Below are 23,750 nucleotides of genomic sequence, written 5' to 3'. Positions count from 1 at the left end.
GTCATGCTTTATAATCTGTAATCGTAATCGTATGGTCGCAAAAGCCGTATTCCCGTTCCTGATTGGAGCACACCAACAATAGCCGGCCGGCAACGGTTTGCTCCACCAATTGCAGGTACCAGGCTATACCTTCTTCGTCCAAATTGGATGTTGGCTCATCCAGCAACACAATGGGTACATCAGCACAGCACGCCAAGCCCAATTTCACCCGCTGCTTCATGCCCGACGAAAAATACCGGAGTTGCTTGTCCTGCGCATGCGTCAGTCCCATGTATTCGATGAGTGACTGCCCGTTGAAGCCGCTTAAGAACGCCTTGTGCATAAAATGGAAACGGATCTGCTCGGCGAGTGTAAACTCCTCGATCAATTCGAGATAGGGTGCCGCGATCGACAGGTATTGGTACACCCGGTCGGGATCAATAGTGACGCCCCCAGTTTGGTAAGTAATGTGGCCGACAGACGGTGTCAACGCCGAAGATACGACCTGCAACAAGGTGGATTTCCCCGAGCCGTTGGGGCCCAATACGGCATAACGCAAGCCGGTGATGAAACGATAGTTTACATGCTGAAAGACCCAATCGCGATTAAACCGTCTGCCAATGTCTTCCAGAATAATTTCCATCATTTAAAGTACACCCTTACTTTGGCCGAATCCCTTCATCACACCCCTATTGGAATTCCGGATGGAATCGAGTATTTCGTCGCGTATCTCCGTGGGTTTATATTCGGCTTCGATGATATCCAACGCTTTGGTCAAATTATTGTTTTTGACAAACAGTACGCGGTAGATATCTTGAATCTCGTTGATTTGGCTGGAAGAGAAGCCCCGTCGCCGCAACCCTACCGAGTTGATACCCACATAGGCCAGCGGCTCGCGCGCTGCCTTTACAAAAGGCGGCACATCCTTACGGACCAGTGATCCACCGGCGATAAATGCATGGGAGCCGACGTGGCAAAACTGGTGAACGGCCACCATACCCGCCAATACGACATAATCACCCACGGTGATGTGCCCAGCCAAGGTACTATTATTCGAGAAAATACAATTGTCGCCCACGATGCAATCGTGCGCGATATGGCTATACGCCTGGATCAAGCAGTTCTTGCCGATTACCGTTTTCCATTTATCCTTGGTCCCCCGATTCACCGTAACGCATTCACGGATTGTCGTATTATCGCCGATTTCCGCCGTGGTTTCCTCTCCGTCAAACTTTAAGTCCTGCGGGATACCTGAAATAACAGCCCCCGGGAAAATCCGGCAGTTTTTACCTATGCGGGCCCCATCCATGATGGTCACGTTAGAGCCAATCCATGTACCTTCTTCGATGACCACGTCCTTGTGGATGGTCACAAAAGGTTCAATGACCACATTCCCCGCAATCTTGGCTTGGGGATGTATGTATGCTAACGGCTGTATCATGACGCTTGGCTCTCTTTAACTTTTACAATCTGGGCCATCAGTTCGGCCTCTACCACCACTTTCTCACCAACCATGCCTACGCCCTTCATTTGGGCAATTCCTCTGCGGATGGGTTCTAACAAATCACATCGGAAGATAATGGTATCACCCGGATTTACCTGTGCTTTGAACCGCGCATTTTCGATTTTCAGGAACAGTGTCAGGTAATTTTCAGGGTCGGGTACCGTGCTCAACACCAATACCCCGCCTGTTTGAGCCATGGCTTCTATCTGCAACACCCCGGGAAAAACAGGGGCGCCGGGAAAATGCCCCATAAACAAATCCTCGTTCATGGTGACGTTCTTTAATCCCACTACGTGCGTTTTGGTAAGCTCCAGGATCTTATCGATCATCAGGAACGGCTGCCGGTGCGGAAGAATATCCATGATCTGCACCGTGTCATACAGCGGAGGCATGTTTGGATCGTATACCTTGGCGTATTTACGGCTCTTTTCCTTCTTGATCTGCGCCTTTATCTTTTTAGCGAAGGCTACGTTGGCCGCGTGTCCGGGTCTTGCGGCCATGATATGGCCTTTAATAGGTCGGCCTACCAACGCCAGATCGCCGATCATATCCAACAGCTTATGGCGGGCGGGCTCATTCTGGTGGCGCAGCTCAATATTGTCCAATATCCCTTCTTTTGCAACATCGATGTCTTCCCGGTTGAAGAGCTTGGCCAAATGCCGCAGCTCGTTCTTGCTCACTTCCCTATCCACCACCACGATCGCGTTGTTTAAATCGCCTCCTTTGATGAGGTTGTTCTGCAGTAGCATTTCCAACTCGTGGAGGAAACAGAACGTACGGGACGTCGCAATGTCTTTGGAAAATTCATCGATACTGCTGATAGACGCATGCTGGCTCCCCAATACCGGCGAATTGAAATCGATCATGCATGTAAAACGGTACCCGTCGAGCGGCATGGCGACCATCTCCACTTTCCGATCAGGCTCCGTATGGTGTATATTATGCGGTATCTCGTAGTAGTCGCGGTCTGCATTCTGGTCTACATAGCCGGCTTCTTCAATAGCTTTCACAAAGGGTGCGGAACTACCGTCCATGATCGGCACCTCCGGGCCATCGATATCGATGAGCACATTGTCGATCTGAAGGCCCACCAATGCTGCCATGAGGTGTTCAATGGTACTTACGCGAGCGCCATTCTGCGATATCGTTGTTCCCCGGGATGTATCCGTTACGTTGTCGGCATCCACAAGAACCACCGGTTGGTTTTCAAGGTCGATCCGTCTAAACTTGTACCAATGGTGTTCCGGGGCGGGTTTTAAGGTCATGGTTACAGGCTTTCCGGTGTGGAGCCCTACCCCTGAAATGACGATCTCTGATTTGATTGTGCGTTGTTTTACGTTCATTCCTTTTATTCGCTTATCCGCGGATGCGCGGATCTGAAGCTCGTTTATTTCGATAATTCTTTTGTTAATAACTGTTCCAATTCTTCGAGGCGTCGTTCCAGTTCCGGCAGGCGTGAATAAACCACCTGCGATCGCATCTGCGCATTGTAGGGCGTTGCAGGCGTACCCGACCATCTTTTCCCTTCGTAGGCAATGGTGCGGTTGATACCCGATTGGGCCTGTATCTGGCTTCCATTGGCAATACTGATATGCCCCACCACGCCCACTTGCCCGCCGACCACCACATGTTCACCGATTTTGGTACTTCCGGAAATACCCGACTGGGCCGCGATAACGGTATGTTTCCCTATTTCAACATTGTGTGCGATTTGAATCAGATTGTCTAACTTTACCCCTTTCCTGATGATTGTGGAACCCATCGTAGCCCGATCGATCACCGAATTTGCGCCGATTTCGACATCATCTTCGATAATCACGTTGCCAATCTGGCTGATTTTGTTATAAGTACCATCTTCTTGAGGGGCAAACCCAAAACCGTCACTTCCTACAACCGTTCCCGAATGGATAATAACACGCTCGCCGATCACGCAATCGAAATAAACCGATACGCCAGGAAAAAGGGTGGTATCGTCTCCGATTTTCACGTTATCGCCGATGTAAACGTTTGGGTAGATTTTACACCTGTTACCAATCACTGCACCCCGGTCAATGTAGGCAAATGCACCCACATACACATCTTCGCCAATCTCGGCGCTCGAATCGATGCACGCGCGTTCCTCGATACCCGTTTTGTCGAGGCGCATCTTATTATATAGTTCTAATAATGTTGAAAAGGCCAAATAGGCATTTTTAACGCGCACAATCGTTCCCGCCACCGGTCGTTCCAACTTCAGGTCCTCATTAACGATAATTACAGATGCCTTCGTCGTGTAGAGGAATTGCTCGTACTTCGGATTAGACAAAAAAGAAAGGGAGCCCGCTGAGGCTTCCTCGATTTTAGCCAGTTGCTCCACCATCACATCGGGGTTCCCTTCAAGGGAGCCATTCACGAACGTAGCTATTTGATGTGCGGAAAATTGCATCTGCAAATGTATAAGTTTAAACGGTAATAATTCAAATTTTTACTGACTATCAATCTATTGATACCGGGGCTTTGACCAACTCCTTCGGAAAGGAAACTGCAAATTTTTGAACCTTACGGGAGAGGGTTTCCAAATTGGACAAGTCAGAAGCCTCCGCAATATCCTGTATATTGCCATCTTTCATCAAAATCTTAATGGTACCATTGTTAGGTTCATATGCACTGTTTTCTATCGCTTGTACCCATACATAATAATCAACATCGGCAACATCAATGTCAAAGTGGTTCACGGCCGCTGCTTTAAGCTGCGCTATCACCTCTTCTCCAGGAACCGCTGCGTGCAATTCGGTATGATATAACGACCGTGCAATAAGCCTGGAACACAATAGCTGCAAAATATGGTCGCTATGATACGTCCAAGTCTTTACAGCAGACCATATATCGGTATCGTCTAGACGCGAAAAATGCACTAAATGCAGGGCATCTTCGGTGAAATTCTGCCGAGTCACCTTATTGCGCAAAAAATGTTCCAAGGATGGCGAAGCGAAGAGCGAGGCGCCGCTTTCATACAATTCTTTAGCTCGCTGCAGGATTTTAAGCAGCATCTGCTCGGCGCTCAGTACAGTCTTGTGCAGGTACACCTGCCAATACATCAGGCGCCTGGCAATCAGAAACTTCTCAACAGAGTAAATCCCTTTTTGCTCAACAACGAGTTCGTTATCAACCACGTTTAGCATCTTAATAATACGATCGAAGCTGATTACACCTTCGGCCACGCCAGTGAAAAAACTGTCGCGGCTCAAATAATCCATCCGGTCGATATCAAGCTGGCCTGCAACCAATTGATGCAGGAATTTTTTCGGATAGCGATTGTTGAAAATCTCAATGGCTAAGTCGAGCCGCCCTCCCGTCGTTTCATTCAGTTCATTCATCATGAGCGCAGAGAGCAACTCGTGCGACACTCCTTCCACCAACGTATGTTCAAGCGAGTGCGAAAACGGTCCGTGGCCGATATCATGCAATAAAATTGCGGCCAACGCAGCTTCTTCCTCTTCGTCAGAAACGATGACACCTTTCCCTCGCAGGGTCTCCAACGAGAGCCCCATCAGGTGCATGGCGCCAAGCGCATGCTGAAAACGAGTATGCAGCGCCCCCGGATATACCAGGTGGGTCATACTTACCTGCTTGATGTATCGCAAGCGCTGAAAATAGGGGTGCTGAATCAGGTCAAATATGAAACCGGATGGAATGGATATGAATCCATATACTGGATCGTTGATTATTTTCTTTTTGTTCAAACGCTATCTTATACCCTACAAAGATACGTTACATCGCTGTTAATTTATGTTAAAATTGTCAATGCGGGCAAACTTTTCGCTAAGTTCGCACTTATTAAATGCTCGTGTTGTACGAGATAATATAGATTGGCGAGCCAGCATGCAAGAAACAAATATACTTTGGGCAGATGATGAAATTGATCTGCTAAAACCACACATCATGCTTCTGAATGAGAAGGGGTATGGCGTAAAAACAGTAACCAATGGCAATGATGCCGTAGATGCGTTTAAAAAAGGATTTTATGACCTTGTCTTCTTAGACGAGAATATGCCGGGTCTTACGGGGCTGGAAACGCTTTCCGAACTGAAAAACATCAATCCGGCAGTCCCGATGGTGTTGGTGACCAAAAACGAAGAGGAGCATCTCATGGAGGATGCCATCGGCTCAAAGATAGACGACTACCTCATCAAGCCGGTCAATCCGAAACAAATCCTGCTCACCATCAAAAAGCTGACGGAAAACAAACGGCTCATCAGCGAGAAAACTTCGATGGCCTATCAGCAGGATTTCCGGAACCTGGGCATGATCCTCAACGACAACCTCGACTACGACCAATGGGCCGATGTCTATAAGAAACTGATATATTGGGAACTGTCTCTCGAAAAGCTTGAAGATGCGGGTATGCATGAAGTACTTACCCTGCAAAAGGCAGAAGCCAACATGCAGTTTTTCAAGTTTATCGAAAAAAAATACCTCCAATGGGTGAAAGAGCCCGAAACAGGGCCCGTGATGTCACACCAACTTTTCCGCAAGAAGGTGTTCCCTACACTGCAGGAAAACCGACCGACCTTCTTTTTCCTCGTCGACAACCTGCGGTACGACCAGTGGCGCATCATCAATGATGTCATCACCAACTACTTCCGGCTCGAAGAGGAAGACAGCTACTACAGCATCCTGCCTACCGCCACGCAATATGCCCGCAACGCCATCTTTAGCGGATTGATGCCCCTTGAAATGGAGCGTCAGCATCCGGGGCTTTGGCAGAACGACGAAGATGAAGGCGGCAAGAACCTGCATGAGGATAAGTTCCTAGCCGACCAGATCAAGCGGATGTACCGTAAAGAATGTAAGCACTCGTATACCAAGGTGCTTACCCTCGAGCAGGGTCGCGATGTGACGGACAACCTCAGCAACCTCATGGGCAATGACCTCAACGTATTGGTATATAATTTCGTAGACATGCTGTCGCATGCGCGTACAGATATGGCCATGATCCGCGAGCTGGCCAACGATGAGGCGGCCTACCGCTCACTTACCCTCTCCTGGTTTGAACATTCACCCCTGCTCGACACGTTGAGATGGCTTTCGCAGAAGCCAGTCCGGCTGATTATCACGACCGACCACGGCACCATCCGCGTGAAACATGCCAGCAAAGTTATCGGTGACCGCAATACCAACACCAACTTGCGCTATAAACAGGGTAAGAACTTGAATTTTATAGCCAAGGATGTGTTCCATGTAAAGAATCCGCACGATGCGTTACTGCCCAAATTGCACGTGAGTTCCAGTTTCATTTTTGCGCGCGAAGACACCTATTTTGTATACCCTAATAATTACAATCACTTTGTCAACTATTTCAATGAAACCTTCCAGCACGGTGGCATATCGTTGGAAGAGATGATCATTCCGTTTGCAACATACACCACCAAATAGCAAAAAACGTATTTTTGCAGGATGGTCATTGAGGTTCCAAATTTGGCGGGTTTACCCGTTGCCGCCAGCCAAATACTGGCAGCAACGGGCAATCGGCGCGTACTGCTATTTTACGGTGCCATGGGTGCTGGCAAAACAACGCTTATTACTGCAATATGCCGGCAATTGGGCGTTACCGATGTTCCATCGAGCCCTACATTTGCCATCGTAAACGAATACCATGGTAACACCGGCCCGATGTACCACTTCGATTTCTACCGCATCAAGTCCGATCGGGAAGCCTTTGATTTAGGCTATGAAGATTATTTCTATTCGGGTTCGTATTGCTTTGTGGAGTGGCCGGAGAAAATAATGAATCTGCTGCCCGCTGATGCGGTTCACATCCATATCACCGCCGCTACAGACGGTACGCGTCGTATCACTATTAATGTGAGCGAAAAACCTCCACTTCTTGTCCTAGGTTAATGCCTACGAACAATGCCCCTTGTATCTTTGTACTCACAAGAAAGGAGCATTATCATGGACAACAACATCTTAGGTATCCATCACATCACCGCCATTGCGAGCGATGCGAAACGCAACTACGACTTCTATACCCGTGTGCTGGGCCTCCGTATGGTCAAAAAGACGGTCAACTTCGACGATCCGCAGACCTATCACTTCTATTTTGGCGACGAAGTAGGCACGCCGGGTACCATCCTTACATTCTTCCCTTGGGGAACCCGCGTGAAGCCGGGCCGCCGCGGCACCCGTCAGGTCACCGAAATCGGCTATGCCGTACCGGCAGGAAGCCTTGATTTTTGGAAAGACCGGCTGGAAGCAAACAATGTCCTCTACAATAACCCCGCAGAAAAATTCGGCGAGCAGTACCTCACCTTCCTCGACCCCGATGGGTTGAAGTTCGAACTTACGGTACCCGGCAAAGCCGATACCCGTGCACCGTGGACAACCGATGGAGTCGATGCGGCCCATGCCATACGTGGCTTCCACCACGTCACCATCACTACCACCAAAATAGACGCTACTGCACGCGTACTCACCGATGTATTCGGATACCGCCTGCTGAAACAAGAGGTAAACCGTTATCGGTTCATTACGGATACCGTAGACCATGCCGCCGTGGTAGATTTGGTGGAAGCACCGGGCGAAGCCGAAGGAATCGTGGGCGGTGGTTCGGTACACCACGTTGCCTTCCGTGTAAAAGATGAAGCCACCCTCATGCATTTCAGGGAAAAAGTGATTGCCCAAGGATTGCACATCACCGAGAAAATAGATCGCAACTATTTCTACTCGCTATATTTCCGCGAACCGGGAGGTGTTTTGTTTGAGATAGCCACCGACAACCCCGGTTTCGCCACCGATGAGACCGTAGCCGAGTTGGGTAATGGCCTGAAGCTGCCTACCCAATATGAAGGCTACCGCGAACAGTTGGAAAAGGTTTTACCTCAATTGGATTAGCAACATGTACTCACACGAAAAACAACTCATACAAGCCGGCAAATCGGCTGCACACGCCAATAAGGCTGTGGTGCTGCTCCATGGACGGGGCAGCTCCGCGCCTGGCATACTTTCTCTAGCTCGCCACCTCCAGCTAGAAGATGCACTCTTGCTGGCGCCACAGGCTACCAACAACTCATGGTATCCATATAGTTTTCTGGCGCCCGTGGCAGACAATCAGCCTGCATTGACTTCCGCATTGGCGCTGGTTGATGACGCGGCGGCGGAGGCCATGCGGTTAGGAATCCCGGCGAGCGCCCTTTATTTCGTGGGGTTCTCACAGGGTGCCTGTTTGGCCCTGGAATATATCGCGCGCCATGGTCAACGGTATGGCGGTGTCGTCGCCTTTACAGGCGGGTTGATCGGCGAATCGCTGGAGAAGGAAAACTACGTAGGCGACTTTGCAGGTACGCCTATATTAGTCACGTCAGGCGATGATGACCCCCACGTTCCCCTCTCCAGGATTGAGGAAAGTGCGACTATTTTGCGGGGGCTCGGGGCAAACGTCATCCTGGAAATCTACCCCGGAAAACCGCACAGCATCAGTCCAGACGAGACATTATTGGCCAACGAGGTGGTGTTTGGAAGCAGCATACCACACTAAACCCACCATCAATCCGTGAGTGTAAAGCGGCCCTCCTGTACGTCACGAGAATTGGTACCGACAGCTACCACAAACTCGCCCGGTTCTGCTACGTGGTCCAGATTGGCATCGTAAAACTTAAGGTCCTCTACGGTGAGCTCGAAAACCACGCGTTTCGACTGGCCGGGCTCAAGCCAGATTTTCTGGAAGCCTTTCAATTCTTTCACCGGCCGAGTTATGGAGCCCGCTACGTCACTGATGTAAAGCTGCACCACTTCTTCACCCCCATAGTTTCCCGTATTGCGCACATCAACGTATACTTCGAGCACGCCGTTTGACGGCAAGTTATCCCTGCTGAGGGAAATTTCCCCGTAAGCGAATGTTGTATAGCTAAGGCCATAGCCGAATGGATAAAGGGGGTCGTTACTCACGTCTAGGTAGTTGGACCGGAATTTTTGGAACCACTGCCCTTCGGCTAGTGGCCGCCCCGTCTTCTTATGGCTATAATATAGCGGCACCTGCCCCACATGCTGGGGGAACGTAGCGGGCAACTTTCCCGACGGGTTGACGTCGCCAAACAGCACGTCGGCAACCGCCTTACCTGTTTCGGTGCCACCAAACCATACGTTCAGTATGGCCGGCACATGAGCATCTTCCCAGCCCAGGGTGAGGGGCCTACCGGTAAACAACACCAACACCACCGGTTTTCCCGTTTTCAGCAATTCGGCCAACAACCGCTGTTGGATGGCCGGTATGCCGATATCGGTACGGCTGGAGGATTCGCCACTCATTTCGGAGCTTTCGCCCAATGCCGCTACGATCACGTCAGCCTGCTGCGCAGTAGCTACCGCCTCGGCAAGGACCTCAGCCTCCGGCCGGTCGTCCCGTGGAATGGTACGCCCGAACATCGTGGCTCGCTCTTGGTAATCGGCATCTTCCAACAAGTTTGCCCCTTGGTGGTGGATGATGTTGACCTGTTCGCCCAGTAATGCCCGCATACCCTCCAATAAGGAGGGGGTATGTTCCAGATCGGCACTCACGCTCCAGGTGCCCGGCATGTTGCTCCCTGTATTGGCCAAGGGGCCTATCAATGCTACCGTCCCTTTTTTCTTCAATGGAAGCAACTGCTGGTCGTTCTTGAGCAGTACGAACGATTTCCCTGCCACCTCACGCGCCTTGGCCAAATGGGCCGGGGCAAGGAGTGTCCGCTCCGCTCGCGATTCGTCACAATAGCGGAAAGGGTCATCAAAAAGACCCAACTGATACTTCGCCTCCAAGATACGCCGGCAAGCACGGTCGATGTCCACCTCACTCACGCGGCCTTCATCCAGCGATTTTTTCAACGTCGAAAGAAAGCCCTCGCCTACCATATCCATGTCGATACCGGCTTGGAGCGACCGCGCGGAGACCTCCTGCAAATCACCCAAGCCATGGTCCATCAACTCATTGACGGCTGTATAGTCCGTCACCACAAAACCATGGAAGCCCCACTGGTCGCGTAGGACGTCCGTCATCAGCCACTTGTTGGCCGTAGCTGGCACGCCGTTAATGTCATTGAAAGAAGTCATCACGCTCCCCGCACCTGCGTCAATAGCAGCCTTGTAGGGGGGCAAGTACTCGTTGTACATACGGTGCAGGCTCATATCGGTTGTATTATAATCTCGGCCTGCTTCGGCCGCACCGTAGAGTGCAAAATGTTTTACGCATGCCATGAGTGTATTATCAGCCGCAAGGTTGTTGCCCTGATAGCCGTGCACCATCGCTTCCGCGATGCGCGAGGTCAGGTACGTATCCTCGCCCGACCCTTCGGATATCCGGCCCCAACGGGCATCCCGCGAAACATCCACCATGGGCGAGAATGTCCAGTTGAGCCCGTCGGCAGCTGCCTCTACAGCCGAAATCCGTGCGGTCTCCTCGATCAGACCGAGATCCCATGTAGCGGCTAGGCCCAATGGGATGGGGAAGATGGTTTTGTAGCCGTGGATAACGTCCAAGCCGAAAATCAGCGGAATCTTAAGGCGCGACTGGTTTACCGCCAGCTCCTGCGCGGCACGGATGCGTTTGGGTGTCGTCATGCTGAAGATACCACCGATTTTTCCTTCCTTTATTTTAGCTTCCACACCCGTACTCACTACCGAGCCCGTGGTCACTTCGCCTGCCGTAACGAGGTTGAGTTGGCCGATCTTTTCCTCGATGGTCATCTGTTGCATCAGCTCATCGATGAAGCGGTCCATATCTGCTCCTGACTGTGCTTTTACCTGCAGCGCCGGTAAACCGGCCATCACCATTGCCCCTAAAATCAGGGTATAAATTCGTGCGTTCATCATTTAACATTAATACGTTCCACGGTATAAGTGGTCGATGCGTTTCTGGTTAATTTTCTTGAGCGGTATCTGCATACCGTCCGTGGATTCCAGCCAGTCCCACAACTCCCGTTTGAGCTGTCCGGCCGTCTCCTGCGACTCTGGGTCGCGGATGAGATTATTCATCTCGTGGGGGTCGGTCTGCAGATCATACAATTCATTGGTATCCCACAGCCCCTGGTTGAAGATATATTTGTAGCGATCGGTGCGGATGGCGAAGACCGTTGGCGTCTGCGGGAAGGCCCACTCCCAATAATATTCGTAAAACACCCTGTCGCGCCAGCCGGCGATGGGTTTCCCCTGCAACAGCGGCAAGAACGAGTGGCCCTGCATTTGTTCCGGTATCGCGATACCCGCGATATCGAGGATGGTGGGCCCAATATCCACATTCATGACCATCTGCTCAACCTGGCTCTGCGGCTTGATCATGCCCGGTGCCCACGCCAGCAGCGGCACCCGCATGGACGCTTCATAGGCATTCCGTTTATCAATCAGCCCCTGTTCACCGAATAGGAAGCCGTTGTCGCCCATGTAAAAAACCAATGTGTTTTCGGCTAAGCCGTGTTCTTCCAGCCAGGCAATCACCGAGCCGATGCTTTCATCCACACTGCGCAAGGTCTCGCAATACTGCCGGTAAAAGTCGGCAAATGCGATCGTCCCGTCGTACATGTGGTCCACACCGTGCCAGCTGTACCGTTGCTTACGCACCCAATCGGGGATACCATCCAAGTTGACCGGGCCGTCATAAGGTGTCTCAACGCCCACATGCATGCTGCTATCGGTAGCCGTGAGGTACATTGACGGCGGGGTGATGACAGGCATGTCTTGATAACTTCCCCGGTGCCGCTCGGCCGGGTTAAATTCGGCATGAACCCCTTTGTGCGAAAGGTACAGGAAGAACGGCTGGTCACCGCCGAGCGTGTTCAGCCAATCGATGGCGTAGTCGGTCAGCAGGTCGGTCGTATAGCTCCCCTCGGGCTGCTTCACTTCGGTGCCATTGATGTTAAACGTCGGTGAGTAATACACCCCTTGGTCGCGGAAACTCACCCATTGGTCAAACCCCGGTTGCGGGTTACCATCTTTATTGCCCATGTGCCATTTCCCGAAGAAGCCCGTTTTGTAACCTTCCTCCTGCATGTACTGTGGGAAGAACGTAAGGCCCTCGGGTAAGGGGGCGTTGTTATCCACAATGGTATGGGTATGGGCATACTGGCCTGTGAGGATAGATGCCCGGCTCGGCGAGCAAAGCGCGGTAGATACGAAGGCATTTCGCAGGTGCGCCCCTTCCGCTGCCATGCGGTCCATAAAAGGTGTTTCCAGCCCGGGCACCTTGTCCATGAAACCCATGAAATCATAACGATGATCGTCACTCAAAATAAAAACCACGTTATAGGGCTTCGTTGCGGATTGGCCGAATGATGCTGCACACCACCAACACAACACGAAAAATAGACCGATTTTTCTCATTTCTTCTAAAATTAGTCAACACGCTTCACTTCGCTTCTTACCGATACCCCATTCTCATTGACGGCTTCGATGCTGAAATAATAAGGCTTCTGGCTATCCATTGCTTTGTAATAATACTCGTTGGCGCCGTACACCATGATGCAATTGTACAGTTTATCCGGTGCCAGCCCGGTATAGATGTTATAGGCGTAAGCGTCGTCCACGGGGCTCCATTTGATCCAAGCACTGCGTTTATCTTTCTCCGTTCGCATAACGATGAAATCATCGACGGCCGCCGGTTCGCTCCCCTGCCCCCGGCCAAACACGCGAAGGCCGCTGATGGCAAATTTACCGGTAGGCATGTGCACGTTCTCCAATTTAATGTAGCGGGCTTTCACCGGCCGTTGGAGCTCCACGTAGTCGTGGGGCACATCCGTTTTGTTTTGACTTTTATCAACAAGCACGCTCCAATTGCGGCCATCTTCCGAATAAGACAGGATGTATTGGTGGTAAATGCCGTTCATCTTGCCAAGGAATGCGCTGTCTGCATCCTGGTCAGCGTAATTAACCTGCACGGCATGCACCGTACTCACCTCCCCGAGGTCACTTTGTATCCATTCGCCTTTGTCGCCCGTTGCCGCACTCCAATAGGTCTTCATGCTTTCGTCTACCGCTTGATTTGCCGGGTAGCCGGCACCTAATGTGGACGACACCTGAACCGGTTTTTGGTAATTGAGCAGCATCCACCCCGTGAAACGGCTTTCCCGGTGGTCGGCAGGTCCATCGGGCAGGTAGTGCGGGTAGTCGCCAAAGGCTGTATTCGCATACATCACACCGTCCACGTCAAAGCCAGTGGGCCATACACCCAACCGCCTTTCGAAATTATTCTTGACGCCCAGCACCACGGTAGCCACGTGCCAGTAGTTTCCGTCATTGTCTTTGAAAGTGGACCCGTGGCCAGCCCCACGTGCAAAACCACCGGGCTTATAGCTGAGCGGGTCGGATTGTGTGGTAAACGGCCCCAAGGGGCTGTCGCCTACGGCCACGCCATCGGCGTAACCGCTAAACTCGGTGCCGGGGGCGGCATACTGGAGGTAATATTTACCGCCGTGTTTGGTCATATGCGCCCCTTCGATAAAGGGGTCTAGGAAGGTATTATCCATGTACTCGCCGAACCGCTGCCAGCCGTACCGCCAGTCCTCAAGGAAATACAGTTCTTTGCGTGTGCCTATGGGCGCAAAGGTCTGGCGATTGAGTTCAATCCCGTAAAGCGGATAGCGGTTGCTGCTGCCGTTATACATATAAAAGCGCCCATCATCGTCGGTGAAAAAGTCGGGATCCCACCCCCCGATGGAAAAGGAATCTACCAACGGTTGCCATTCGTTTTCTTTGGGATTCGTACTCATCCACAAGGTGAATTTATCGGTGTACGTAGACCCGAACACGAGCATGGTATCGCCAACAATCCCTACAGCCGGGGCACACAGTTCATCATACACATCGCCGTTCCAAGGGCGTAGGAATTTCTTGGGCACAAAATTCCATTTGGAGAGGTCACTGCTCCACCAATAGCCCCATTGGTTGGTACTGAATAAGTAGTAATCGCCTTTATAATTCACAATAACCGGGTCGGCCGTAGCACGATGCCGACCCCATTCAGAAAAATTGGGAATGGGCGTATAACCGTAGTCGATGTTGATCGGATTGCAGTAGGTTCGGGGTGTTTGGGCACTGCCCATCCCTCCACACAATACCCACGCCACAACGATTAGCCAATTATATTTCCAACGATGCTCCACGGTGATTTCGTTGTTAAATCTTCGGACTTGTAAAGCCCAGTTTCTTCAGTCCATCTTTGATCTCGGGTGCCCCCATAAATAGCTTCCAAAGCAATCCGGTGCGATGGTTCTCAATCATCACGGGTATCGGACCCTGATCAATAGCAAGGTAGCGTTGCGGATACCAGTTTTCGGTCTCGCTGTACGCATCATAAAACCCATACTTGCCCCAAACTTTATCGCCGAGTTGCTCGTATAGGTAGCGGATCACTTCCATGCTGTATTCGGGAGTATAGGGGAATGAGGACAGTGCAGCCGTTGGCGAGATTACACCAAGGTCATTATCCGGGTTGTGCGCCGAATAGCCGCTAATGGAATAGCTAGCCGTGAATCCCCAGGCGTGCGCGCCGTAACCCTTGTAGCCTTTCGGATTTTCTATTGCGTAGTCGCGGTGGATGAGTGCGTGGTTTCGGTTCAGCTCCCAATAGTCTCCGTATCGATCTTTCAGCCCGCGCGGATCAAGGCCCAGGTAGGAGTAGTGCGACCAGAACAGTGGCCCTACCCCGTTGCTATCCGGCACGTTGTGCTTGAGGACAATAGGATGGCCATAACGTTCGGCATCAGACGCAATGGTTCCCCCGCGCGCCCAACCTTCGTGATACACCTCGGCAGGTACCCCATGGGTAGGCGACGAGGCAGCCAGCACATACGTGATGAGGCACTCGTCGTACCCCCTTATGGGGTGGTTGGCCGCCCAGCCGGCCGTTGGGCTCCAATGCCAATAGAGCACATTTTGCCCTCCTTGGCGGTACCAATCCCATTCAATGCCTTTCCAGAGGGCGTCGGCGCGTGCAGCCAATTGCTTTTCTAGTTCATTACCCTGCTGGAAATATTCCCTCGCGCATATCAACGCCTGCGCCATAAAAGCCGTCTCTACAAGGTCGCCACCATTGTCGTTCTTGCTAAAAGGCTTCGCCTTGCCGGTGGGGCCATCCAGCCAATGTGGCCATGCACCGCGGAAACGGTCGGCGTTTTCCAAGTAGCCTATTACTTTTTGAAAATGGCGTACCCCGGCTTCCCGCGTAATGAATCCACGCTCCATACCCACGATGACCGCCATTAACCCGAACCCACTGCCACCGATGGTGACAACCTCTTGGTCATTTTGCGGGTATTCGCCATCGATATGGATACGCTCTCGAGCCAATCCGGAGGTCGGCTCGGCACCATCCCAGAAATATTGGAAGGTCTGTTGCTGCACAAGTGTCAACAAGGAGTCGTCAGAGAGCGTGCCAATGTTGTCACCAGTCTTCTTTTGGGTAGTCCCGCTGCAACCCGCCCACGTTGTGGCGGCTATCAATACCGTATAGATGATTGTATTATTCATGGATTTATTTTCAAGTTATAGTTTCGGACTGTTGAACCCCAATTTACGTAGCCCCGCCTTCACCTCGGGTGCACTCATGAAAAGGTCCCAAAGCAACCCGGTACGGTAGTTTTCAATCATGGCAATGATGGGCCCCTGGTCGATGGCAAGGTAGGAGTCGGCCACCCATTGCTCCGTGAGGTTAAACGCGTCGTAAAACCCATACGTACCCCACAGCCGATCGCCCAATGTGTAGTAGAAGAACTTCAGGGCCGCCATCGACTCGTCGGGTGTATACGGAAATGCGCTGAGCGCCGCGGAAGGTGTGATTACCCCCAGGTCGTTGGTGGGCGAATGGGCGGAATAGCCCTCGTGGCTGTCGCTTGCTGTCAGCCCCCAACCGCCGGCCGAACCGTAGCCTACGTACGTGCGCGGATTGCGCACGCAATAGCGGTAGTTGATCAGTGTATGGTTTACGTTCTGGTTCCAATAGTTGGCATAACCATCGCTCAGACCCCGCGGGTCTATACCCAAAAACGAATACTGGCTGAAAAACAGCGGGCCACCCGACGGCGGGCCAAGCGGCAATTGCGTGCCTTCATACATTTCGCCATTCTGCATAGCGCCGTCCCTTGCCCAGCCCTTCGTATAGACACTTTCGGGAATACCGTGCGTTGGCGATGCCGCCGCCAAAACGTACGTGATCAGCGATTCATTCCAGCCCCGTATAGGCAGGTTCATCGCCCATTCCTTATCCGGCGACCAATGCCAATAGAGCACATCCTGCCCGCCGCGCCGATACCAGTCCCATTCCACCGACTCCCACAACACGTTGATGCGGTCGATCAGTTGCTTTTCGGCAGGTATCGCTGTATCGAGATACTGCCGCATAGTGAGGAGGCCCTGCATCAAGAGCGACGTTTCCACGAGGTCACCACCGTTATCATTCGCACTGAAGGGCATTACTTCGCCCGTATTGCCGTTGATCCAATGTGACCATGCACCATGAAAACGATCGGCCATCTCCAAAAAAGACAATATGGTAGCCAACCGCGCCAGCCCTTCATTGCGGGAGATAAACCCCCGCTCCATGCCGACGATAAGCGCCATCACACCAAAGCCCGAGCCGCCACTTGTCACCAAATTTCCTGAGGTATTACGCTCGCGCGCCATGCCACTGGCTGGATGGGCGAAATTCCAGAAATAGCCAAACGTTTGCCGTTGCACCAGCGTGAGCAGTTCCTCATCGCCAATAACAGGAAACTTCGGATCGGCAGCTGCGGTGGTATATAGTGTCCTTTCGAGCCCGTCAAATCGTTCACCTGCCGCTCCAGCCAGTGCATCCGAAATCCGCAGTTCGTATTTGGTAAAATCCCGAAGGGGCGTACTACTGGCCAAGGTAAGTGACCGCCCATCCGCTGCGAGTACCGATCGGATGCCTGCGGTACCTGTAGCACCCACCAGCGCAACCGCCTGTTGCGCCGCAGTGGCATCCAAGGGACCGGAAAACCGGATGGTCATTCCCAGATCGAGTGGTACATCCGTTAAAACGACGGATTGGCCTACCGATTCTCCCTGCACTTCGATGGCGATAACCTGCAGGTCTTCCATCACCGTCTTGAACTGTACGCGGTATGCTTGCCCCCGGCTTCCATCATTGCCTTGCAGCTGGTCGGAAATATCAATGGTATAAACAGTATTGCTCAGCAATGGCCCGGTAGGATGCATCATCACGGTGCTTCCATTGGCAAGAAAGCCCAAACTCATCGGGACCGGCCCGCCGTCATGCCTTAGCGTGATGGCCGTGTTGGCCAACGTGGTATTAACAGCACCCGAAAACTCCAAGGTGATGCTCCGATCGGTCGGCAGGCCTTCCACGACATGGCCCATCACCAATTCCACCTCACCAACCATCACCCGCTGCAACGCAAGTGTGCCGATACGGTCTGTTTTGCATCGCGCCATTAACAGGGCCATACCCAACGTAAAAAAGATCCGTATCGACACCCGAACGTTTACCATGCGTCTGCTTAGTTATCCTCAAAAATCGCCTGTACCTCTCCTTGGGTCAGGGCCTTATCGAAAATCCGAAGTTCGTCAATCAAACTCAAGTCCGATAGGTGGTTCCACTCCGTAAAATTGGGTGCCCCGGAGCCGATGGTGAGCAGGTCACAGTCTGCCCAGCTAATGCCCGGATAGGCTCCTTGGCTTACCGCATTCCCATTAATGTACACCGCGCATTGGTCTCCGGCGATTGTAAATGCTACGTGTACCCAATCGCTGCCCGCATCGATATCGGCGGCAGCTCCGCCATCAAACCAGTTATCTGCCGTTCCGTTACCCACATTCAGTTTGATGCGCTGCTTACCCCCTGCGTTTTCCCTGAACAGCCGGAAGCCACTTGTCCGATTGTTGTTCGTCGGGCCTGGGGGGCTCACCGTCAAAATACCGCCACGATCTGGTACCGCATTGACTTTATACCAAAAGGAAGCGCTGAATTCGTCGTTAATCACATCTGCTGCGGGCAATGTCAGATAGCCATCGGTTGCTCCGGCGTATGCACGGCCTGACTTGCCTGAAGCAAAGCCGGGGCCACCTACCTTCGTTGCAGAGATGTTCTCCAGCAAATCGAGGTAAAGATCACCTTCAAATGGCATGTAGAAAATCTCGCCATCGTACTTCGCCTGGTATACATTACTGATTTCGAAAGCGAAGCTCTTCGTCGTGGTCTTTCCCGAAGCATCGGTAGCCACTACGTCAAATGTATAATCGCCTACGGGTAAGGTTTCACTAAGGTGCTTGGCCGCCACCCGGCGATAGTCTTTGAAATCCGTGAATGTTTCCAGCGTATTACCATTGAGTGCAAGGGCTATCGAGGTGATCTCGATATCGTCTTTTACCTCAAACTCAAAGTTTATCTGGGTCGATTCATCCGTGAAGGGAATCAGCACCGTTGCGTTAGATGGGTAGCCGATGGTCACTTCGGGTGCTGTTTCATCCGTTCCTGGTTGGATAGGCTTGATGTCGTCTATATAGCCATCTTGGCAAGCGGCGGTAGCGGTAACCGCCGCAGCGATGGCCAATGATTTATAAATGCTTTTCATCTCATACTTTATTTAAATCCATAATTGGTTCACTAGTTCTCATCCCTCAACTGTGGCAAAATATCCTGTTGCAGTAAAGGATAAGGAAAGTATCTATCCGTCGTGGCATCGTAAGAGCGGCCGCCATACGATAATTCGGCCGTCCGGTCGTGCCGTACAAGGTCGTAAAACCGAATACCCCACTCGCCGGCAAATTCGGCAAATTTTTCGTCCAGGACCTGGTCGAGCGTAACGCCACTCAGGGCACCGAGGCCTACCCGGTTGCGCACTTCGTTCACGGCGGCATCGGCCGTCATCGCCGAACTGGATGCGCCACTCACCAGTGCCTCGGCGTGCATGAGCAACACTTCTGCATACCGGATCACGGTAAAGTTTTTATTTTCGCCATATGCCGTGCGGCCCTGCGTGAGCATAGTAGAGGGCCAGTAGTGCTTGCCACTGTAGAATTTGGTCCGGACGCTGTTGTTGAACACATCGCCATCCGGGGTCACATTTGACACCCAGCTTGGTGTACCGGGATACGCATTGCGCAAATCAGTAATGCCATCAGGTGTAAAAATCACCGTGGTTTCAAGCCGCTCCCGCTCACCGCGGTCGAGCATGAACTGGATGTATTTCATGCTGGGTTCCCAAAAGCCCCAACCCCCGCTCGCCCCGCTACGGGCCGGCGTCCAGCTTGTTGGACCGAAGAAGTCCCACAAGTACTTGTTCGATGTGCCGGTAGGTGTACCGTAATCCGAATATTGCAGCTCTAGCAGGTTTTCACTATTGAGCTTGCCGCGTAGCTTAAACAGGTGGTAGAAATCGGGCTCCAAGCTAAACAATCCACTACTGATGATCTGGCCCGTTGCCTCGGCCACTGCCGGATAATTTTTCAATTCGAGGCTAGCCATCGCTTTCACCGCGTAAGCCGTATAACGGGTGATGCCACCGGGTATGTCGGTCCGCTGGTTGGGCCGCACATTGGGCAACAGCGGAATCGCCTCATCCATCAGTGTAGCAATGTGCTGCATGACATCCTCAAAGCTAGATAGCTCCACATTGAACAACTGGCTAGGTTGTGAACTAGGCGGAATCAGTATCCGACCCCACATGCGCGCCAATTGAAGGAATTCGAATCCCTGCATCACCTTGATTTCCGCAATGTATTGCTGGGCGGTACCTTGGTTCGCGCCGGCTTCTTGGTATTTCTGAATCTCTTCAATGGCACCTTGCCAGTAAATGAGGTCCGTGTAGAGGCTGGTCCATGAATTATTCAGCGCCCAGAAGTTACGGTCGTACCGGAAACTATCTGCCTGTGCAAACAACGGCTGGTCGCCACGTCCGCCGATATCAATGTCATCGCCCCGCACACTTAGGGTTGGATAAACTTCCCATCCGAAATCATACAATTGATTATATGCGCCATACAACATCAACACCATATTCTGGGTTTGTGTATAGTCAGTTCCTTCAGCAATCTGCTGATTTTCGAGCGGCTCATCCAATAAACCGCTACACGATGTGCCGAGCAACAGTCCGAAGAAAACCATTGCCACGTATTGGATATTTCGTATCGCTTTCATAATGTCTTTTCCTTAATGGTTTACAGTTTGATCGTTACGCCCAAGGTATAGATGGCCGGTATGGGGTACACTTCGCGATCCACCCCGTTGGCTACCTCCGGATTAAACCCGTTGTATTTGAATACCGTGAGGGGTCGCTCAGCGGTTAGCGTAAGCCGCGTTTCGGGCCAGTTCACGCCATTGATTTCCTTACCCAACAAGGAATAGGAAAGGCGAACGTTTTGCAACCTGAAATAGGAACCTGCTTCCACGAAATAACTGCTCATCACTTGGTTCCACGCCCTGCGGAGCCCCGCGGCCGAAGGATAATTTTTCGATGACCCTCCGCCTTCGGTCCAAAGATTAGTCGCCAGATCGGCATCAATGTTTGTATCGTTGGTGAAGATCATCTCGCCGCGCTTCCGATTCAGGATGTGGTACCCGGTCTGACCTTGCAACAGCGCCGCAAACTCCAGCTTCTTATAACGGAAACCCAGGTTGGCGCCCCAAGTGAAATCCGGCAGGTACGATCCCAGCACTACGCGGTCCTGATCGTCAATGATGCCGTCGCCGTTTTGGTCCTTGAAAATCAAGTCGCCCGGCACGAGGCTTTTCTCTGCGACGAAGTCCGCATCATAGGTGTTTTGGATCTGTTGCGGGCTATCAAAGACTCCGGTAACTTCATAACCATAAAAGGCCTGGTACGGTTGCCCGATGATCGAACGCTGGCGGAACTCCGCCGAACCTGCATTCAAGCCATCGGCACCGCCAAGTCCCAGGACTTTATTCGTTAGCGTGGCAATATTTCCACCAATATTGTATGAGAAATCTTCCGATAGGTTGTCGCGCCAGTTGAGGTTAAGCTCCAATCCCTGGTTCCGGATCTCACCCACACTGCGACGTTCGGCAGATGCGAATACCGGCGGTATAATGGTAACCGCTAGGTTTCTGGTATCACGGATGAAATAGTCAGCTTCCAAAGACAGGCGACTGTTAAGAAACTGGGCATCCACACCGAAGTTTTTCTCCACCGTCGTTTCCCATTGTGTAATGAGGTCGAACGTCGGGTTGAGCCGCCTACCGATAATCCGGGTGCCATTGATGGCACCGTTGTTTTCCTGCAAAGTGGGTAATCCCACAGATGGGCTGATAGCATCATTACCCAATTGGCCCCATGACGCGCGGAACTTGAGGAAATCGATACCCGGAACATCGAAGAACTCCTCTTCCGACAGCACCCACCCGGCACCTACCGTTGCGAAATTACCCCACGTCTGTTGGAACTTGTTATTGCCGTCGCGCCGGAACGTGGCATAGAGTAGATACCTATCGTCGTAGTTGTAAGCTGCACGACCGAAAAACGAGAGAAACTGCAAATTGGCATTCAGTGTGCCACCATCCGCATCGCCAATGCTATTCAAATCAAAATCGGTCGCATTCGCTAGGTACCAATATTGTTCAGCAGCTCGCGAAGGTGCCGGGCTGATCGCCGTTCCCCGCGCAAACAGCAATTCGCTGTATTCACTGCGGTACGACTGGCCCAACACCACGTTGAGGTTGTGTTTGCCGAAATTATCATCGTATGTCAGGAAGTTGTCCCATACTTGATCGTAGTCGGTGGTATTCTGCCTGCGGATGGCCGACTGGTGCTGCGTCACGCCATCGTGGTATTCAAAATCCACACGGCGCGTATTTACGAAACTCAGCCCGTAGTTGTATTGCGTGCGGAATTTCAACTTTTGTTCCCACAGTGCCACCTCCGCGTGGAAGTTACCCAGTAACTTGGCCACGTGGTTGCGGTTGTCGATGTATTCCAAGGGGAAGAATGGATTCTGGCTGCCCCGATAGCCGATCTGCTGGGCGTTGGCATACTTTACCGGAGTGGCGTTCGTATTCGCGTCATCATAGACCGGTAAAATAGGAACCGCAAAATAAGACCGGAACCACGCGGTATTCTCACCGTTATATTGGCGGGCTGTACTTACATTAAAGTTTCCACCCACATTCAACCAGTCCTTTACTTTGCTATCCACTTTAACACGGAAGTTCAATCGCCGGTAGTTGTTTCGCTGCAGCTCCAGCAATCCTGCCTGGTCGAAATAGCTGCCGCCTATGGAATAACGCGTGCTCTCGCCGCCACCGTTGAACGACAGGTTGTGGTTCTGGATAGGTGCCGGGCTCATGATCTCGCTGTACCAATCGGTGTTTACATCCGGCAAGTTCGGGTCGAGCCGGCTCCGGCCATACCGCTGCATTGCATTTTGTACCAGCTGAATATCCGCGGCACTGCCCGTGCCGTTAATATATTGCACAAACTGCTGCGCATTGGCCATCTTCAATACATTTTGTGGGTTCTGTATCCCGTAGTACGCGTCATAAACGATTTCACCCGGTTTATTATATGCCCCCGATTTCGTTTCGACAAGCACGACACCATTGCCCGCACGCACACCGTAAATCGCCGATGCAGACGCGTCTTTCAATACCGATATGGTGGCGATATCATTGGGGTTGAGAAAATCGATGTTATCGAAAAACATCCCGTCTACTACATAGAGGGGCGCCGCATTTCCTTCAAAGGAGCCGATACCCCGTAATCGGACGGTAGGTGACGCGCCCGGCGCCCCGTTACTCACAATCTGTACACCGGCCACCCTGCCCTGCAACGATTGCATGGCTTGGGCGTTGGGTGTCTTCGCAATGTCGTCGGCCCTTACCGTGGTTACTGCCGTGGTCAGGTCACGTTGCCGTTGAGTACCATAGCCCACTACCACCACCTCTTCCAGTTCGGTTCCTTCTCCTTGCAGCACCACGGCCACATCAGTTCGGCTGGAAATAGGTATCTCTTGCAACGCATAGCCCAACGAACGGAAAACCAAGGTGTCTGTCGCGTTCGCTTCAATGGTAAAGTTTCCCGTCGCATCGGTTTGGGTAGCCGTCTCCGTTCCCTTTACGATTACCGTGACTCCGGGTATACCACCCGATGTCAATGCATCGGTTACCCGACCGCTTACCCTGTGTTGTGCCAAGGCAAAGCCAGGAACCACGCACAGCAATAAGAAGCATGTAAATAAATTCCTCATGTTGTCTTTAATTAGTTGGTTTATCAATCTTTTAATTCACGCATCTCCCACCCATCTCTGATGGGACCAATTGGTTCTTTTTACCATA

General features: G+C 51.9%; 17 protein-coding genes. 4 read left to right on the top strand and 13 right to left on the bottom strand.

Annotation, left to right across the window (positions count from 1 at the left end; genetic code table 11):
• Window position 1: 1 nt before the first annotated feature.
• Genes ACEVG1_RS14095 through ACEVG1_RS14075 form a run of 5 tightly spaced genes read right to left on the bottom strand, consistent with a single transcriptional unit; the run spans window position 2 to window position 5,205 of the window.
• A complete protein-coding gene (locus tag ACEVG1_RS14095) occupies window positions 2-625 on the bottom strand; it encodes an ATP-binding cassette domain-containing protein (protein WP_374744385.1) in 624 nt (207 codons plus the stop codon).
• Window positions 626-1,420, bottom strand: coding sequence for an acyl-ACP--UDP-N-acetylglucosamine O-acyltransferase (lpxA, locus tag ACEVG1_RS14090; RefSeq protein WP_374744384.1), 795 nt, complete (start codon window positions 1,418-1,420; stop codon window positions 626-628). It abuts the gene before it with no gap.
• Complete coding sequence (locus ACEVG1_RS14085) at window positions 1,417-2,826, bottom strand: bifunctional UDP-3-O-[3-hydroxymyristoyl] N-acetylglucosamine deacetylase/3-hydroxyacyl-ACP dehydratase (protein WP_374744383.1); 1,410 nt, start codon at window positions 2,824-2,826, stop codon at window positions 1,417-1,419. The genes lpxA and ACEVG1_RS14085 overlap by 4 nt, the downstream gene beginning before the upstream one ends.
• Window positions 2,827-2,870: 44 nt before the next feature.
• Window positions 2,871-3,908, bottom strand: coding sequence for a UDP-3-O-(3-hydroxymyristoyl)glucosamine N-acyltransferase (lpxD, locus tag ACEVG1_RS14080; protein WP_374744382.1), 1,038 nt, complete (start codon window positions 3,906-3,908; stop codon window positions 2,871-2,873).
• A gap of 49 nt (window positions 3,909-3,957) precedes the next feature.
• A complete protein-coding gene (locus tag ACEVG1_RS14075; protein WP_374744381.1) occupies window positions 3,958-5,205 on the bottom strand; it encodes an HD domain-containing protein in 1,248 nt (415 codons plus the stop codon).
• Window positions 5,206-5,344: 139 nt separating this feature from the next.
• Between ACEVG1_RS14075 and ACEVG1_RS14070 the strand changes: the two genes are divergently transcribed.
• From ACEVG1_RS14070 to ACEVG1_RS14055, 4 genes are read left to right on the top strand one after another with little or no spacing between them, the layout of a single operon-like run.
• The gene (locus tag ACEVG1_RS14070; RefSeq protein WP_374744380.1) at window positions 5,345-6,898 is read left to right on the top strand and encodes a PglZ domain-containing protein; all 1,554 of its coding nucleotides are present in this window, start codon (window positions 5,345-5,347) and stop codon (window positions 6,896-6,898) included.
• Window positions 6,899-6,919: 21 nt separating this feature from the next.
• Complete coding sequence (tsaE, locus tag ACEVG1_RS14065) at window positions 6,920-7,363, top strand: tRNA (adenosine(37)-N6)-threonylcarbamoyltransferase complex ATPase subunit type 1 TsaE (RefSeq protein WP_374744379.1); 444 nt, start codon at window positions 6,920-6,922, stop codon at window positions 7,361-7,363.
• 54 nt (window positions 7,364-7,417) lie between these two features.
• On the top strand, window positions 7,418-8,356 hold the full coding sequence (locus ACEVG1_RS14060; protein WP_374744378.1) for a ring-cleaving dioxygenase: 939 nt from the start codon (window positions 7,418-7,420) through the stop codon (window positions 8,354-8,356).
• Between the two features lie 4 nt (window positions 8,357-8,360).
• The gene (locus ACEVG1_RS14055) at window positions 8,361-8,999 is read left to right on the top strand and encodes an alpha/beta hydrolase (protein ID WP_374744377.1); all 639 of its coding nucleotides are present in this window, start codon (window positions 8,361-8,363) and stop codon (window positions 8,997-8,999) included.
• Window positions 9,000-9,007: 8 nt separating this feature from the next.
• Here ACEVG1_RS14055 and bglX read toward each other — a convergent pair whose 3' ends face one another.
• From bglX to ACEVG1_RS14015, 8 genes are read right to left on the bottom strand one after another with little or no spacing between them, the layout of a single operon-like run.
• Window positions 9,008-11,302, bottom strand: coding sequence for a beta-glucosidase BglX (gene bglX, locus ACEVG1_RS14050; RefSeq protein WP_374744528.1), 2,295 nt, complete (start codon window positions 11,300-11,302; stop codon window positions 9,008-9,010).
• A gap of 9 nt (window positions 11,303-11,311) precedes the next feature.
• A complete protein-coding gene (locus tag ACEVG1_RS14045) occupies window positions 11,312-12,808 on the bottom strand; it encodes a sulfatase (protein ID WP_374744376.1) in 1,497 nt (498 codons plus the stop codon).
• An 11-nt stretch (window positions 12,809-12,819) separates the two neighbouring features.
• A complete protein-coding gene (locus ACEVG1_RS14040) occupies window positions 12,820-14,550 on the bottom strand; it encodes a family 43 glycosylhydrolase (RefSeq protein WP_374744375.1) in 1,731 nt (576 codons plus the stop codon).
• A gap of 49 nt (window positions 14,551-14,599) precedes the next feature.
• Window positions 14,600-15,952, bottom strand: coding sequence for a glucoamylase family protein (locus ACEVG1_RS14035; RefSeq protein ID WP_374744374.1), 1,353 nt, complete (start codon window positions 15,950-15,952; stop codon window positions 14,600-14,602).
• A 15-nt stretch (window positions 15,953-15,967) separates the two neighbouring features.
• Complete coding sequence (locus ACEVG1_RS14030) at window positions 15,968-17,953, bottom strand: glucoamylase family protein (RefSeq protein WP_374744373.1); 1,986 nt, start codon at window positions 17,951-17,953, stop codon at window positions 15,968-15,970.
• A gap of 8 nt (window positions 17,954-17,961) precedes the next feature.
• The gene (locus tag ACEVG1_RS14025; RefSeq protein ID WP_374744372.1) at window positions 17,962-19,035 is read right to left on the bottom strand and encodes a LamG domain-containing protein; all 1,074 of its coding nucleotides are present in this window, start codon (window positions 19,033-19,035) and stop codon (window positions 17,962-17,964) included.
• A 32-nt stretch (window positions 19,036-19,067) separates the two neighbouring features.
• Window positions 19,068-20,600, bottom strand: a complete 1,533-nt coding sequence (locus ACEVG1_RS14020) for a RagB/SusD family nutrient uptake outer membrane protein (protein WP_374744371.1) — start codon at window positions 20,598-20,600, stop codon at window positions 19,068-19,070.
• Window positions 20,601-20,620: 20 nt separating this feature from the next.
• Window positions 20,621-23,662, bottom strand: a complete 3,042-nt coding sequence (locus ACEVG1_RS14015) for a SusC/RagA family TonB-linked outer membrane protein (protein ID WP_374744370.1) — start codon at window positions 23,660-23,662, stop codon at window positions 20,621-20,623.
• Window positions 23,663-23,750 lie beyond the last annotated feature (88 nt).

It is taken from the genome of Parapedobacter sp. 2B3 (genome assembly GCF_041925275.1).
Classification (GTDB): Bacteria; Bacteroidota; Bacteroidia; order Sphingobacteriales; family Sphingobacteriaceae; genus Parapedobacter; species Parapedobacter pyrenivorans_A.
This window is presented reverse-complemented; position numbering and strand designations above follow the sequence as displayed.

Bases quoted from the DNA above. Each gene is read 5' to 3' on its own strand.
- tsaE (WP_374744379.1), top strand. From the start codon at position 6,920: ATGGTCATTGAGGTTCCAAATTTGGCGGGTTTACCCGTTGCCGCCAGC.
- lpxD (WP_374744382.1), bottom strand. From the start codon at position 3,908: ATGCAATTTTCCGCACATCAAATAGCTACGTTCGTGAATGGCTCCCTT.
- ACEVG1_RS14035 (WP_374744374.1), bottom strand. From the start codon at position 15,952: ATGAATAATACAATCATCTATACGGTATTGATAGCCGCCACAACGTGG.
- ACEVG1_RS14055 (WP_374744377.1), top strand. From the start codon at position 8,361: ATGTACTCACACGAAAAACAACTCATACAAGCCGGCAAATCGGCTGCA.
- ACEVG1_RS14095 (WP_374744385.1), bottom strand. From the start codon at position 625: ATGATGGAAATTATTCTGGAAGACATTGGCAGACGGTTTAATCGCGAT.
- ACEVG1_RS14085 (WP_374744383.1), bottom strand. From the start codon at position 2,826: ATGAACGTAAAACAACGCACAATCAAATCAGAGATCGTCATTTCAGGG.
- ACEVG1_RS14030 (WP_374744373.1), bottom strand. From the start codon at position 17,953: ATGGTAAACGTTCGGGTGTCGATACGGATCTTTTTTACGTTGGGTATG.
- lpxA (WP_374744384.1), bottom strand. From the start codon at position 1,420: ATGATACAGCCGTTAGCATACATACATCCCCAAGCCAAGATTGCGGGG.
- ACEVG1_RS14020 (WP_374744371.1), bottom strand. From the start codon at position 20,600: ATGAAAGCGATACGAAATATCCAATACGTGGCAATGGTTTTCTTCGGA.
- ACEVG1_RS14070 (WP_374744380.1), top strand. From the start codon at position 5,345: ATGCAAGAAACAAATATACTTTGGGCAGATGATGAAATTGATCTGCTA.
- ACEVG1_RS14025 (WP_374744372.1), bottom strand. From the start codon at position 19,035: ATGAAAAGCATTTATAAATCATTGGCCATCGCTGCGGCGGTTACCGCT.
- bglX (WP_374744528.1), bottom strand. From the start codon at position 11,302: ATGAACGCACGAATTTATACCCTGATTTTAGGGGCAATGGTGATGGCC.
- ACEVG1_RS14015 (WP_374744370.1), bottom strand. From the start codon at position 23,662: ATGAGGAATTTATTTACATGCTTCTTATTGCTGTGCGTGGTTCCTGGC.
- ACEVG1_RS14045 (WP_374744376.1), bottom strand. From the start codon at position 12,808: ATGAGAAAAATCGGTCTATTTTTCGTGTTGTGTTGGTGGTGTGCAGCA.
- ACEVG1_RS14060 (WP_374744378.1), top strand. From the start codon at position 7,418: ATGGACAACAACATCTTAGGTATCCATCACATCACCGCCATTGCGAGC.